We start from the raw sequence: 15462 nt of genomic DNA, 5'->3' as shown, positions 1-15462 counted from the left end.
TTATTTCAGCCCGTCACGCGCGATAAATTCCGCGAGGTCAAGGATCAACTGACCGCGCGCCTGCGCAATCGCATTGGGGCCACCCTTGGGGTCAAACGGCACCACCAGATCAAACAATCCTGAACGTTCACGGCGTCCGTCACTCACGGCGACAAAATACTGTCCTGAGGTACGGAAAACACCTGAGGTGGTCGCCACCAGATCGGCAAAGCGGATTTCGAGGCGCGCGTCAGGGAATTCCTCAAACGGCCAAGGCTCAGATGCGATGCGGCGGCCCGAAAGACGCGCCAGATTGCGGCTCAGCTCAAGCGCAATGGCGCGTTCCGGCGCATCGGCCCACAGCACATCGGAAGAGCTGGTCAGCGTCCCGTCTTCCTGCTGCTGCGTAATCTCGTCGGCAGCGGCGTAGCTGGGCAGCGATACATCGCGCACCTCAACGGAGGCAAAAGCGATACGTTGTTGTTTGGTAATTTCCGGCGGGCTGACGGCAAAGCGTTCAGCCGATCCGCAAGCGGCCATTGTGGCGAGCATAAGGACAGTGGAAATGCGGGCGGCAAAGTTCATTCTATCTTCCCAGCAGCAGAGAATTCGGATTACGTTCGATGGTTTTTGCCAGAGAGGCAAGCGCATCAGCGGCTTTCTGTATGTCGCGCAGCGCAGACATCGCGGACCGGCTCAACTCATCGCCGCGATTGTATCCTTCGATGGTACGGCCGGCCTGAGCAAACAGCTGTGTCAGGCGCGTCACGATCTGAGGCAGGTCTTTGGATGAAACCGCGATGCTATCAGCCGCGTTTCGCGCCGACGCGAGCGTCTGGTTCACGTTCTCGATCGCCCCGCCTTCGCGCAATTCCTGAAGCGTGTAGTTGACTTCATCCAGCGCGCGCTTGAGTGAGCCGGGCAAAGCAACGGCATCATCGGTTCCGACGACTGCCTCGGCTGACCGGACTAGGTTGGTCAACTCATCCATCAGCTCATTCACTTCAAGTGATTCCGCCTTGGCTGCAACCGCTTCGATTTGCGCCACCAGATCCGGCACACCCGCAACAGAGGATTCTACTGCAGATGCCGCGTTCGCTGCTGAGTCCAGCACACCGGTCAGGCGCTCGACAATCAAGGGGAGTTCATTTGATGTAACCGCGATACGGTCGGCGGCTGTGCGTGCGGCAGAAAGCGCCTGGTTCACATTAGCAATCGCGCCGCCCGCTCTGAGTTCCTGCAATGCGCCGTTCACTTCATCGAGCGCGGCTTTCAAAGCGCCCGGCAAGGCAACCGTATCTTCAGCACTCACCACGGCGTCGGCAGATTTGATAAGTGCAGTGACTTCCGCAATCAGATCTTCGACGGCAAGGGTTTCGGCTTTGGCTGCAACCGCTTCGATCTGGCTGATCAGGTCGGGCACACCCGCCATCGACGTTTCCACGACAGATGCAGCGCTTGCGGCGGCTTCCAGCACCTCTGACAGACGCGCGGCGACCTGCTCCTGCTCAAGCTGCGCCACCAAGGCTTCGACCCGCATCAGCGTCGCATTTAGAGAAACAGGAATGTTCTGCACATCGTCTGACGCCACCAATCCCTGCAGCTCGCCCAACAATCCGCGAATATCACCCGGCGTTTCGCGCAGATCATCACTTGAAACGAACGACTCCGCTGAATCCATGAAGTTGATCGCGGAATTGAGTAGCTCTTCGATAGGCAGGTTGTTGATGCGGGTGAACACACCTTCAACAGTCGCTGATGCATCTGAAGTTTCGTTCTTGGTCGTCGGCATGACCGGCAATTCATTTGGTGCTGCGGTCAGTCTTGCTGGCGGTGCATCGTCAACCGTAATCATCTCTACTTTCAACCCGCCCGTCAAAAGACTGGCCGAAGCGAGACGGGCGCGCAGGCCGGACGCCACACTGCTTTGCAAGAAGGTGAGGGCGTTCTCTGCAGTCACTTCTCCAGGCAGGCCAAGACGCGCGGGCTGGATCGATAGATTAACCTTCAGCCGCACACGGCTGTCGCCAAACTGATCATAGTCGACAATTCCCGAAAGGGACGTCACCTGCCCGATTTTCAGACCGCTCAATTCAACCGGAGCCTCAACCGCGAGGCCGGAAATATTCTCTTCAAAAATAACGCTGATCTCAAGCGGATCGACCGTAGATGCGTTGAACAGCGAACTGCGGGCGGATTCTTTGTCAGGGTAGATTTCAAAGACCGTGCCATCAAACACACGTCCACCACCAGACACGAAGGTGTCGAAAGTAATACCGCCACCCACAAGGGTCGCGATGGAAGAGAAATCAATCTCAGCACCTGAAGGGCCGATGCTGACGCTGAAACCTGACGTATCCCAGAAACGTGTGGATTCATTGATTAACTGGCGGTGGTCTTCGTAGATCAACGCCTCAACAATCGCAAAGTTGCCCTGCTGCGAAATGCGGGCGCGGCCGACGCGGCCAACTTCGATACCTTTGTAGAGGATCGGAGCGTTGTCCGTCAGTTGCCCGTTTGCGACTGTTCGGAACGCAATCTCAAGCCCACCCTGACCAGGGCGGATCAACGGCGCTTCGGATGAACCTTGGTATTGAGCGAGAGGAACACCTGGCTCCTCGTCCCACGACCCTTCGATGTAGACACCGCTCAGGACTGTACTCAAACCGGTGATGCCTTGTGCCGTGACTTCGGGTTGGACAATCCAGAACAATGCGCCGCTGTCGATGAAGGGGGCAACGTCCTTGTCAACGCGAATGCTGGCCGTGACCTGACCCAGACCTTGTGTAAAGCCGACCTTTTCAACAACCCCGACGGTCACGTCGCGGTATCGGAGCTCTGTCTCGCCCGATTTGATGCCGGCACCTTTTTCAAACACCACTGTGATGAGCGGGCCACGCGCGTTGTACGACTGCCATGCCACGAACAGAGCGACAAAAAGCGCAGCAATCGGGATCAGCCAGACGAAGGAGGCTCCGCTCAGGAAAACCTTGCGGGCAGGCGACACCGACACGGTGGGCAGCTCATCGTTCATCGGGTCGTTTACCCCCCTCTTTCGCTTGGGCGTCCCAGATCAGGCGGGAGTCAAACGACTGCGCAGAAAGCATTGTGAAAATCACCGAGAGCGCGAAGAAGATGCTCGCGATACCGGGGTTAATGGATGCCAATGTCTTGAGTTGCACCAGCGCAGACAGGATCGCAACCACAAAAATGTCGATCATGGACCAACGCCCGATATATTCAACGATTTCGTACAAAAGCTGACGCCGGTGGTTGGATACACGGGTGGGGCTTTTGACGCTGACGGCCAGATAGGCGACAGCCCAGAATTTGGCCAGCGGGATGACAACCGAGGCGATCAGGATAATCGCCGCAATGCCGTAGTTGCCGTAGTGTGCAATGTCGACAGCGCCGCCGATAATGGTGCTTTCATCGACCTGAAACAGCGTCTGTGTCCGCAACATCGGATAGATATTTGCGGGGATATAGCAGATCAGCCCGACCAACCAATACGCCCACACCTTTTGAAGACTGTGCCGGTCGCGTGACTGTAGGGAATGCCCGCAACGGCCGCAGGTTTCGCGGTCAATCGGCCACGCCTTCGTACACCGCCTGCACGCGACGATCCCCATCTCGCGGGCGGTTACGAATTTTTCGGATGTTCCAGACGATACCATACTGACCACTTACACATGAAGCTGTCCTGCGCGATCACAAGAACAACAAGAATACCGAACATCCAGAATGCCGGTCCGAACCCGACCTGCGCCAGATCAGCCACTTTGACCAGAGCGACCGCACATCCGATGGCAAAAATTTCGGCCATTGACCAAGGGCGCAGTGCTTCTGACAGACGAAATGCACCAATCGCGTGGCGCGCCGCTGGCCTGTCAAGAACGACAGGAACAAGCACGTATAACGTCAGAATAACCCGAATGAGGGGCACAAAAATGATCAGGCCCGCCGTGGCGAGTGACAGAAAAATCATCGGACCACCCGAGAACGCCAATGCCGCATCCAGAATGGACACTGCATTTCGGTTGCCCGCAGCGTCAATCGTCAGGAAAGGAAAGACCGCAGCCCCGATGATCAGGAACAACACCGCAAACGCAACTGCGATGATATGCAAGCCCGCATTCCGACGGGGCGTGATCAGCGCCTTATGACACCGCTGACATGCGGCGCGTTCGCCGTTCTTGGGTTTCTGGAAACGAAACACAGCGTCGCATTGCGGACAGACGATAAGGTCTTCCAGCGAATGCTCGGTGGTCTGTGGTTCGGCAAAATCGCGCATACCGTTCAATATAGGGTGCTGCCCCTCAGAAGACACGGAGATTCTGCGTCATCGGTGCCAGCGAGAAGCCGCTGCCGTCTCTTTGGAACAACTGCAATCGCTGCACGTTAAGGTGCCAAGCAATGATGCAAAACACTAACATGCGAGGAATGATATGACTTCCATTACAAACGCAAAAATTCTCATCCTGTCCACCAACGGCTTTGAACAGTCAGAGCTGGAGAAGCCACTGGCAGATCTGAAGGCAAAAGGAGCTGCCGTTCACGTGGCCACGCCTGACGGTTCAGACATCAAAGGGTGGGACACTGACGACTGGGGCGACACGGTGAGCGCCGATATCGCGCTCAAAGACGTCAACGTAGATGACTATGACGCGATCGTCCTGCCGGGCGGCCAGATTAACCCAGACATTCTGCGTGCAAACAAAGATGCTGTGGCGCTCATCAAGGCGTTCGGCAACGGCGGCAAAACTGTTGCCGCTGTCTGTCACGCACCGTGGTTGCTGATCGAAGCCGACCTGATCAAAGGCCGCAAGGCCACCTCTTACGGATCAATCAAAACCGATCTGATCAATGCTGGCGCACACTGGGAAGACAGCGAAGTGGTGGTTGATCAAGGCATTATCACCAGCCGGTCACCAGAAGATCTCGACGCATTTGTTTCGAAAATCGTCGAAGAAATCGAAGAGGGCGAACACGAGCGCAAAGCCGCATAACTCTCTTATCGCCAGAACAGAAAGGCCCCCTTTTCAGGGGGTCTTTTTGCTGGCCGCTGCTATTTCTCCTGCTGACAAGCCTAGGCCTTCCAGAATGCTCTGCGTTTCAGCACCCTTTCCCGTAACAGGCTGAGATGCAGACGGGTTGAACCGGCTGAACCGCGGCGCGGTTGCGGACTGAAGCACATCATCCGGGCGCACAAGGTTTTTGCGCGCTGCCATGTGGAGGTGGTTTGCCGCTTCCGAAAAGGTCAGCACAGGGGCAATGCAAGCATCCGTGCCTTCAAACAGATCGGCCCAAGCATCCCGCGACTGCCGAACAAAGATTTCTGCAAACTCCCGCGTACGCTCTGCCCACGTGCTGCGGTCATTCTGGGTCACAGCATATTCCGCCGGCATGTGCAGCTTCTCCAGCAAGATTGCATAAAACTGCGGCTCCAACGCGCCTACCGAGACAAACTTGCCATCCGCGCATGTGTAGCAACGGTAAAATGGTGCAGCCCCGTCCAGCCAGTTCTGCGCACGCTGCTCGCTCCATGTACCCTGCGCGAGCATGCCGTAGATCAGACCCATCATCGCAGGGACGCCATCGACCATCGCCGCATCGACAACCTGTCCTTTGCCGGACACACCCCTTTCGATAACGGCAGCAAGGACACCGAAAATCAGGAACATCGTGCCGCCGCCATAATCCGCGACAAGGTTCATAGGCGGCACAGGCGGTGCGCCGCCGTCTCCCATCGCGTGCAACGCACCTGTCAGAGCCAGATAATTGATGTCGTGCCCTGCCGTATGTGACCACGGCCCGTCCTGCCCCCAGCCTGTCATCCGCGCATAGATTACGGTGTCGGGGCACGCATCCGGACCTAAACCAAGCCGTTCCATAACACCGGGGCGGAACCCCTCAATCACGACGTCGCCTTGCGCGACAAGCAGCCTGGCAGCTGACAGGCCGGCATCCGATTTGAGGTTCAACACAACGGAGCGTTTGCCCCGCCGGTTGATGTCCGTCTTATCGGCAGGTGCAAACTCACGATCAATGGTGACTACATCCGCACCCAGATCGGCCAACAACTGACCCACTAATGGTGCAGGACCAAGCCCGGAGAATTCGATTACTTTCAGAGTTGCGAGTGGACCCTTGCTCATGCCGCCCCCGGTACAAGCACTTCACGTGCCCCCTCTACAAAGTGATCCATCGAAAGCGGCCAGACTGTACCCGGCCAGCGGAGTTCCATTTCGCGCTTACGCGGCCGGTACACCGCTGTATAAAGCGTCCCGAAACCGGCGGAAAACGCTGTCGAATACAAGGGCGGCTTGAGAAACGCGCCGATGAATTTTTCCTCGGGATCTTTGTGCATCCTCAAGCGGTTTAGCAGAAATCGCTCTCGCTCAACCGTTGCGGTGAAACGGGCGTGGCTGATCCATTCCACGTTTTCCTGATGGTTGGTCGCAACTGCGGCATGGGTGATGAGTGTTTCCCGATCCGGTGCCATCATGGCCGTGGCGTAGCGGCGCTTGCGGTCCAATACGGTAACATTGTAGCTCATATGCGTTGGAACACGCGCCAGAACGGCGGTCGCTTCGTCCACAGTTTCGCAAGTTTGCAGCACATAGCGTAGGATCAGCGGCACCCCAAAACCTTCTCCGACGATGCGACGGCCGCCAAATGTCAGCGATATGGACAGGCCCGCATCATTCACGCCATCCACCAATCCCCATAGTCCGTCAGAGATGCCAAGCACCTGACGGCCTGACCATTTCGTGTTCAGCGCCAGTTGGTCAAAAGCGTTGGGGTTGTAGTCATAGTTGCGCACCATGACCGGTTCCTTGCCAGCCCAGATTGCTTGTGAACAGCCTGACAAGTAGGGGGGCGGATTATAAAAGCTTAGGAAACGCGCGGCCAAATCGCCGCCGCCTGCCTGTGCGCAAAGATCCTCATACAGGGGGATCAGCTCTGGCATGTGCGTAGCAAGCGCACGGCGGCATTCACGGTACGTCGGACGCGCCGTTTCACCTTCCTGCAACCACCACTTGCGGTAGTCAGGCCAGTATTCAGCGAAAAGCCCGGCCCACTTGGGACCGGGCGTTTCAATATCTAAAGCGCGCCAGTACATCGGAGCCTTTCGTTAAAGAATTTTGAACGCCGGATCAGACAGTTCAGGACCGGCTTGCGCCGTGGGAAGCGGTTTGCCATCAACCGATTGTTTGATCCCGTGAATCCACTTTTTCGCCCGCTCATTCAACTGGAAACCCTTCGTCATCGAACGGCCGCGTGTCACAAGGATGCCAATGTCGGCCCCTTCGTAGCGGTATTCGCCCGGACGCAAAATGGAAAGGAAGAACGCTTCGTTCTCGCTCTCTACTGCGCGACGGTGATAATCGAAGCGGTCAAACACAACACTGCCGTCTTCTTTCATCTTGTAGATGCCGGTCTCGGGTGCTGCGGTGCAGATATCGACACTGTCTTCGGTATGCTTGATTACCATCTGCGACCAACCGTCGATGTTGTCTGGATCGGCCCACCGTGCGTTCAGCTCATCCACATCAAGGTTGAATTTTTTCTTTGAAAATTCGAGGAGATGGAAAAGGAACAGCGGCGCATCGGCATGTGCGAACGCGGCATGGTTGGTCATGGACGACGCCCCTGTGATACGCGGGTTCAGCTCGCCCAGCCACAGATCACCTGTTTTCTTGTCGATCAGGAAATCCAATTCGAAGTAGCCGCGATATCCTTCTTTGCGAAGTTGCTCACCGAATTTGAAGGTCAACTCGCGTGCTTTGTCGCGCACTTTGGGTGGGAAAGCGGTCGCGAGAATTTCATTCCCGCACCAGCCGCCGCGGTAGGGCGTCAGCTCCTTGAAGCCTACAAGCTCAGTCATCAGGGGGCCAACAATCGTGCCTTCTTTCGTCGCACAAGCCTCGATCGCAGCACCCCGACAGTCGATCCGCTTCATGATCTTGATCTCACCCTCGCCGATGATCTCTGATTCATGGCGGCGGAAGTCTGCTTCGTTTTTGATGAAGAAAGTCGTGTGACCACTGTCACCGAAAGCGGACTGCAACACCAGATCGTGTCCGATACCGGCTTTCTCGCATGTCTTCTTTAGGTCGTCATATGATTTGACCTCGGCCAGAACGTTCGGCACCGATGGCACACCTGCCTTGTTGCCGATGCGTACGGTTTCGATCTTGTTGTCCATCGACGTCCGCAGCTTGGCTTTCGGGAACCAGACGCTGGCACCCAGCTCTTTTGACAGGCGTTCAGTTTCCTCATCAAACATCAAGAAGACAAACTTCGGCTTGCCGCCGCGCCGCTTGATAAAGTCGATGACTTCTTTGTGCTGCAACAGGTAGTTGTTGATGTCCTCGATGGACTGGAATTCCGCATGCGGCTGCTCGGACGGGCAAAAGACGTTCGGGTGCTTGCCCCCGTAGCAGTCGATGTAGCAGATGTATTTGAAATTCTTGACCCACTCATCAAGGCCCAGAAGGTTGAAGTTCGTAGCCGAGATGAAATAGATCGGGTCTTCGTTTCGGTGAAAGAACCGGCGGATTTCAGAGATATTTTTCAGAACAGTAGCCATATTTGTGGTCCTTTTCTTAAGCTTTTGAGTTCGAGAGTTGTTTTGCGCTGACGCTGGCCAATGCTTCGTCCGTAAAGACACGCAGGCCAAGATCAGGACGGTAGCCGTGGATTTCGCTCACATCCAAAGCGCGCATGAACGACAGTATTTCGTCCGAGATGACCTGCCCTGGCACGAGGATCGGGAAACCGGGGGGATACGGGATGATGAACGAAGCCGACACGATAGTTTTGCCTTCTTCCATCGCATGTTTCAGCGAGCCATCCAGATCAAGATAGTCACAATTCGTGTCGTCATAGCTCAGATAATACGCCGTCCGGATGTCACCGTCTGTGGTGCTGTCCGCTTTGAACGCATCATGGAAGCGGCTGAAATCAGGCAGCGGCGGGTAGTGTTCCATCAGATTGGAGACACGTTTGTCGTGAGACAACCGCTCCATCCGGCTTGCATCGTCAAGCCGCTCGTCCAGCGACTTGGCAATCTCGACCAGCACTTCAATCAGATAGGCAACCGAAGAACGCGTGGTGCCGATGTTGGTCATGAACAGAACTGTATTGCGAGAGGTCTTGTTGATCTGGATGCCGTAACGATCCATCAAGATATCCGTTTTAAAGGTATCCCCGTCCCAACCTGTATTTCCGACCGACAAGGTGACCCGTGTGGGGTCGAGGGCGAATTCATCATTCTCCCAGCACTCCCACATGTCCGTCCAGCCTTGCTCGGTATCATAGTAGCTGGTCAGGCCGCTCTCACGGTGCTCTTCGGGGATCATATCGCCTGCGGTCAGGACCTTGAAATACTTGCTTAGCAAAGGATGGTCGCTGATGGCGCGCCGCATGGACATCGCCGCTTCGACCTGCCTTTGCACAAACTCGAAGCCTTCAAGTTCGACCTGTCTGCGCCCTACATCTAACGACGCAATGATCTGATAGTTGGGGGAGGTCGATGTATGCGTCATGTAGGCTTCGTGAAACGACTGTTCGACCTCGCCTTTGAAGTCCTGATCGTTGACGTGGATCATGGAACCCTGCCTCAAGGAGGTCAGCGTTTTATGGGTCGATTGGGTTGCATAGACCCGAACACGCGCATGCGGTGGCGGGATCAACCGAGTGTTTAGCAGCTCCTCATCGTCAGCATCTTTAAGGGCGACCTGTTGCGCTTCATATCTTTGCGCATGGGCTTCCGACTTGAGCTTTTCGCGCAGCATATTTGCCGTATTCATACCTGTCCGCTGGCGATACGTCGGGTTGAAGCGGGCAAATGCGAACCATGCCTCATCCCAAAGAAAGATCAGATCAGGCTTGATCGCGAGACACTCTTCCATGACCCGCTCAACATTGTAGACCAACCCGTCAAAAGTGCAGTTGGTCAGCAACAACATCCGGACTTGATCCAGCTTTCCAGCGGCCTTCAGATCAAGCAATTGCTTTTTGATGTCGTGCAGCGGAACGGCACCATACATCGAGTATTTATTCAGGGGATAGCTGTCGAGATAACAAACCTGCGCGCCAGCCAGCACCATTCCGTAGTGATGCGATTTGTGGCAATCGCGGTCTACCAGCACGATATCGCCAGGTTTTATAAGCGCTTGCACAACGATTTTGTTACAGGTCGAGGTGCCGTTTGTGGCAAAGAAGGTCTGCTTGGAGCCGAAGGCCCGCGCCGCCAGTTCCTGTGCCTCTTTGATCGGGCCATGGGGTTCTAAAAGGCTGTCCAACCCGCCGGACGTGGCAGAGGTTTCAGCTAGGAAAATATTGGGCCCGTAGAATGCGCCCATATCCTGAATCCAGTGCGACCGCGTAATAGATTTGCCGCGACTGATTGGCATAGCGTGGAAAACACCGGTTGGCTGTTTGGAGTATTCCACCAGTGCCGTGAAGAACGGGGATTTATTGCGAGACTGAACTCCGCGCAGGATGTTCAGGTGCAACTCCATGAAGTCCTCCTGATTGTAGAATACCCGCCTGCAAATACCCAGATCATGGCCCGCGATGTCCTCTACCGACCGTTCGGTGACCAGATACGCATCGAGTTCAGGCCGTACACGCGCGATCATCCGGCACAGCTCAGGGCCGTAATTCTCGGGCGTGATGGCGTCGATCTCTTTACGGCCGCCTGCCCGCGCCAGATATTGTGTAAGGATTTTTTGGTCGGTCTTCGATTTAAGCGTCAGTCCGGGTCGGACCACAATCGCTTGGATATTGTAGTTGAACAGAACCGCAATTAGCGCGTCTTCGATGCTGGGAACAACTACAGCTTCGTAAATGAATGCGTCTTCGGGACGGCGCATGCGGGTCACGTTTGATTTGAGCCAGCGTTCCTGATGCTCGTTCACGTTGTCGACGATCAATACTTCGAAGTAGGGCTTGGCCATTGCACGCGCTTCTGGCGGCAACATCGCCTCGTCATCATCCTCCTGATCGACACTGTCGCGGTCCAAAGGAATGTGACGGCGGCGGTAGGCACCGGTGGTCAGCGCCCGCGTCACGCGGTTCACGGCAAAGGCAAGATCTTCGAAGCTGCCATGATCAAACTGACGTATCAGGTGTTCAAAAGCCGCCATACCGGGAAAGGCCCAATAGGGCTCGATCACTGCGAGAGACGAGAACAATTCCTGAATCGTTTTGCCGAGGTCTTTACGATCCTTCGCATTTGGATCCCGCGTGATTGCGGCGGTGGCTTCACGCAAAGCGCTCCACCTGTCAGACCGCAATTTTATCGCTGAGGAATATTCGTTCATCGAATGCATACGTGTTTCTCCGCTTTGCGGAAAACCGTTGCATCCGTCCCCGGCACACCCTGCGCCGGGGAAAAGAAAACAACAGCTTAGCCGCTGGATGTTTCTTTTGTGTCTGTCAAAATTCCTGGTTTGACAGGTGGGTTTGGTATTGCTGCGGCAGGTGCCGCAGGTGTCGGGGTATGTGCCGGAGGGGATGCTGTTCCGGCAGTAGGATTGGGCAGGGGTTCAGGCGCAAATTCGGGCTGGGGTGTCGCAAACCCCGGCATCGCGTCTTGGCCTTTGAACGCTGGTACATCTGGTACCCGTTGCGCGGGCACATCAACGTGCAGCCCTGCGCGGTTTCCCTGTTGTGGTATTTCTAGTGGGCCCAACGTTTTCAGGTAGGCATCTGTTCCGCTGTTACGATCATAAACCGAGAAATCGGTACTGCGGTCGCGGAAGGATTTGAGAACCTGACCCAAACCTTTCATGCCTGCCTCGCGCTGGCGACGAACCATCGACAAGTCGATCTCGATCGGGAACATGTCTTCCTGACCTGCGGATTGGTGCAAAACCATAGATGTCGGATCAATCACACAGGATTTGCCAACCCCACCAGCGCCCAAACCGTTCACGTCAAAAATATAGCACTGGAATTGCGCCGCCGTTGCGCGTGCAATCGCAAGCTCTGCATCACGGTCAGTGGTGCCGGTCAGCACAGGGTGCAGCAGCACCTCGACGCCCTGACTGGTCAACTGGCGTGTCGTTTCCGGGAACCAGATATCGTAGCAGATCGAAAGACCGAAACGGCCAACCTCTGGAACATCAAACACACAAAAATCTGTGCCCGCCGCAATGCCTGCTTCATAGGGGCGGAACGGGAACATCTTGGCATAGCGACGGATCACCTCGCCCTCTGGGTTGATCACGACAGAGGTGTTGTAGATGCGGCCATCTTCCGGGTTCTTCAGGAACATGGACCCGGGGATCAGCCAGACGCGGTGCTTGCGGGCTGCTTCCTGAAACTTTTCAATCGTTTCGTTTTCTGGCGGCAGTGCGAAACGGTCAAGCGGCCCGAAGGGGGCCAGCTCAGAGAACAGAACCATCTGGGTCCAAGGAAACCGCGCCATCAGGATATCAAGCCGGTGGACCATACCATCGACGTTGGACTGAAGGGCGTTGACGTACATCTGCACGCCTGCAATTGCGAAAGGTGTCATAACTGGTCACTCCGTGAGAAACGGTGTGGCGGGACAATGCCCCCATCAAACACACCGGATTGCACGCTCCTTACGCCTATAATGGCGCAAGGGAAACAGTCGATTTCACCCCTGCTTAACACGATGCCGTGGAGCATATATGGACGCTGGACGCGAATTTCAGTTACGCCGCCTGCGCCCTGCGGGATGATTTCTCCGCACGGCCACGCTGCAGGAAGACGACCAACGCCAGTAGAAGCAGCGCCGGAATGAACATGAGATACTTCGACGGTTGCGATACAGGCTTGAGAACACGCAAGACTTCCTGATCCCAGTCCAGCCCCGCATTCTGGGCGGCAGAGTCAAAGCTGACATCGTCGATGATCATCTTGTCGCCATCTGCGCGGAACAAGAGGCCCGCATTCTCCAGCTTTTCTTCTCCGTTTGCGCCTTCGCCAATCGGCAAAATAGCCACAAATTCGATCGGATCACCCAGATCATTTACCCCCGCAACGCGCAGTCGCAGATCATCACCGGCCATTGTGTCGTTCGCAGCCTGCTGGATCTCGGTCGGTGCAACCTCGTCATAAGGCGCTGACACCATGTCCATCCAGAACCCCGGACGGAACAACGTGAAAGCGATCAGCAGAAGGGCAATCGTTTCGTAAAAACGGTTTTTGGTCAGGAACCATCCTTGTGTTGCCGCCGCAAATAGCAGCATGGCGATGGTGGCCACGACAAAGACGAACAAACCCTGACCCCATCCGACACCAATCAACAGCAATTCGGTGTTGAAGATAAAGAGGAATGGCAGAGCAGCCGTGCGCAGAGAATAGAAGAAGGCAACCACACCTGTCTTGATCGGATCACCACCGGAAACCGCCGCAGCCGCGAAGCTTGCAAGCCCCACAGGCGGCGTCACGTCCGCCATAATACCGAAATAGAACACGAAGAGGTGTACAGCGATCAGCGGCACAATCAGGCCGTTCTGCTGACCAAGTGTCACGATCACCGGTGCCAGAAGCGCGGACACAACGATATAGTTCGCCGTTGTTGGCAAACCCATTCCGAGGATCAGTGACAGCACCGCAGTCAGCGCGAGGATCGCAAGAATATTACCACCCGACAGAACCTCGACCACATCCGCAAGCGCAGAGCCAACACCCGTCTGGCTTACGGCACCGACGATGATACCCGCAGTCGCCGTTGCAATACCGATACCGATCATGTTGCGCGCACCGGTGACAAGCCCGTCGATCAGGTCAAGGAAACCGTCCTTGATGTCCGTCGCAAGCTTGCTCTGCCCGCGCATGATCGCCATCAGCGGACGCTGTGTCAGCAGGATGAATACCATGTAAGCAGATGCCCAGAAGGCCGAAAGACCGGGGCTGAGGCGATCAACCATTAGCGCCCAAACAAGCACAACTACCGGCAGGATAAAGTGCAGACCGGAACGCGCTGTAGGACCGGGCATTGGCAATGCAGTCACTTCGTCATTTGGATCATCCATCTTCAGCGGCTCTTCTTTGCTCGCGACATAAAGCAGGCCGATGTAGACCAACGTGATGAAGGCGAAGATGATGTAAGACGCAGTTTCCGGGAATGCCGGACGGATCCAGCCCATGCCGTAGTAGACAGCGAAGGACAGCGCGCAGATCGCAGCAATTGCAAACGCTGTGCCAACCAGACGCTGGACGATAGGTTTGGGTGTATATGCGCGAGGCAGGCCCTGCATACCGGCTTTCATCGCCTCAAGGTGCACGATGTAGACCAATGCGATGTAGGAAATTACCGCCGGCAGGAAGGCGTGTTTAACCACGTCGAAGTACGGGATACCCACATATTCGACCATCAGAAATGCCGCGGCCCCCATCACAGGAGGCATAATCTGGCCGTTCACCGACGAGGCCACTTCGACAGCGCCCGCTTTCTCGGATGAGAAACCGACCTTTTTCATCAGCGGAATTGTAAATGTGCCCGTGGTCACCACGTTCGCAATGGATGAGCCGGAAATCAGCCCCGTCATCGCCGATGCGACAACGGCCGCTTTGGCGGGACCGCCACGCATGTGACCCATCAGGCTGAATGCGACTTGGATGAAGTAGTTGCCCGCGCCCGCACGGTCCAGAAGGGAGCCGAACAGAACGAACAGGAAAACAAAGCTGGTCGAAACACCCAGCGCGATGCCAAAGACACCCTCTGTCGTGATCCACTGGTGATTCACGATCTCGGACAGGGAGTTACCTTTGTGCGCGATGATGCTTGGCATATTCGGACCGAGCACAGTGTAGAGCAGAAATACTGACGCCACGATCATCAGCGCAGGCCCAAGGGCGCGGCGCGTTGCTTCGAGCAGGATCAGGATACCGATGACCGCAACAACATAGTCTTGCGTGATCGGCGCACCGACCCGCGTTGAAATATCACGGTAAAAGAAGAATAGATAAAGTGCAGCGCCTGCACCCACGAGGGCCAGCGCCCATTCCCAGATTGGCACATGATCCTTGGGGGAGCCCAGAATGACAGTCGCGGCAACCGCAATTGCGGGGATCGGGATCCACCAGACGGCGACACCATCTTTGGCAGCAACCATAAACAAGGCTGCCAAAGCGAGCGGCACAATCACACCTAGGGCAAGTTGAAAGGTCGTACGTGCGGCGGGGAACGCCATGATACCTAGAAAGACCGCAAATCCCAGATGGATCGAGCGGGCCAGCGTATCGTTAAACAATCCGAAGGGAGACGCGATATAAAGCTGGAACAAGGACCAGGCCAGCGCCACCAGCATAAGCAGCATTCCAACACTGCCTCCGGCGTTTCTGCCTCCGGTATCAGAAGAAGCGACAAGTTCGTCCAACTCGTTCTGGCTTAATCCACCGCGCCCTGCGGCTTCGGCTTCGACAGCTGCGGCTTGCTGCTGGTCATTATTTGTCATCGTTTTGTCCCCCTGTTGCCCCGCGTTTTCGCGG

The 15462-nt window shown here is 55.9% G+C and carries 11 protein-coding genes; 1 reads left to right on the top strand and 10 read right to left on the bottom strand.

Translation table 11 applies throughout. The features are described 5' to 3' along the window. From Z946_RS0108950 to Z946_RS0108935, 4 genes are read right to left on the bottom strand one after another with little or no spacing between them, the layout of a single operon-like run. Positions 1–564: a PqiC family protein gene (locus Z946_RS0108950; RefSeq protein WP_025055395.1), complete on the bottom strand. Its 564-nt coding sequence runs from the start codon at positions 562–564 to the stop codon at positions 1–3. Between the two features lies 1 nt (position 565). Beyond that, a complete protein-coding gene (locus Z946_RS0108945) occupies positions 566–3013 on the bottom strand; it encodes an MlaD family protein (protein WP_025055394.1) in 2448 nt (815 codons plus the stop codon). After that, positions 3003–3611 carry a paraquat-inducible protein A gene (locus Z946_RS0108940; protein WP_025055393.1) on the bottom strand — a complete coding sequence of 203 codons (609 nt, stop codon included), beginning with the start codon at positions 3609–3611 and terminating at the stop codon, positions 3003–3005. The genes Z946_RS0108945 and Z946_RS0108940 overlap by 11 nt, the downstream gene beginning before the upstream one ends. An 11-nt stretch (positions 3612–3622) precedes the next feature. Next, the gene (locus Z946_RS0108935) at positions 3623–4273 is read right to left on the bottom strand and encodes a paraquat-inducible protein A (RefSeq protein WP_025055392.1); all 651 of its coding nucleotides are present in this window, start codon (positions 4271–4273) and stop codon (positions 3623–3625) included. Positions 4274–4427: 154 nt separating this feature from the next. Here Z946_RS0108935 and Z946_RS0108930 point away from each other — a divergent pair, with 154 nt between their 5' ends. Further along, positions 4428–4988, top strand: a complete 561-nt coding sequence (locus Z946_RS0108930; protein ID WP_025055391.1) for a type 1 glutamine amidotransferase domain-containing protein — start codon at positions 4428–4430, stop codon at positions 4986–4988. Positions 4989–5021: 33 nt separating this feature from the next. Here the strand turns inward: Z946_RS0108930 and Z946_RS0108925 are convergent, their stop codons facing one another. The 6 genes from Z946_RS0108925 to Z946_RS0108900 form a co-directional block, all read right to left on the bottom strand. Next, the gene (locus Z946_RS0108925; RefSeq protein ID WP_025055390.1) at positions 5022–6137 is read right to left on the bottom strand and encodes a CaiB/BaiF CoA transferase family protein; all 1116 of its coding nucleotides are present in this window, start codon (positions 6135–6137) and stop codon (positions 5022–5024) included. Next, complete coding sequence (locus Z946_RS0108920) at positions 6134–7105, bottom strand: C45 family autoproteolytic acyltransferase/hydrolase (protein WP_025055389.1); 972 nt, start codon at positions 7103–7105, stop codon at positions 6134–6136. The genes Z946_RS0108925 and Z946_RS0108920 overlap by 4 nt, the downstream gene beginning before the upstream one ends. A gap of 12 nt (positions 7106–7117) precedes the next feature. Next, a complete protein-coding gene (locus Z946_RS0108915; RefSeq protein WP_277618951.1) occupies positions 7118–8656 on the bottom strand; it encodes a biotin carboxylase in 1539 nt (512 codons plus the stop codon). Then, a complete protein-coding gene (locus Z946_RS0108910) occupies positions 8592–11324 on the bottom strand; it encodes an aminotransferase class I/II-fold pyridoxal phosphate-dependent enzyme (protein WP_025055387.1) in 2733 nt (910 codons plus the stop codon). The genes Z946_RS0108915 and Z946_RS0108910 overlap by 65 nt, the downstream gene beginning before the upstream one ends. Before the next feature lie 77 nt (positions 11325–11401). Next, a complete protein-coding gene (locus Z946_RS0108905) occupies positions 11402–12514 on the bottom strand; it encodes a carbon-nitrogen hydrolase family protein (RefSeq protein WP_025055386.1) in 1113 nt (370 codons plus the stop codon). Between the two features lie 163 nt (positions 12515–12677). Next, positions 12678–15428 (bottom strand): TRAP transporter permease, encoded by a 2751-nt coding sequence (locus Z946_RS0108900; protein ID WP_025055385.1) that lies wholly within the window; start codon positions 15426–15428, stop codon positions 12678–12680. Positions 15429–15462: the final 34 nt, after the last annotated feature.

This window comes from Sulfitobacter noctilucicola, assembly GCF_000622385.1.
Lineage (GTDB): Bacteria > Pseudomonadota > Alphaproteobacteria > Rhodobacterales > Rhodobacteraceae > Sulfitobacter > Sulfitobacter noctilucicola.
The sequence above is the reverse complement of the archived record's forward strand: the minus strand, read 5'-3'. Positions and strand labels throughout refer to the sequence as shown.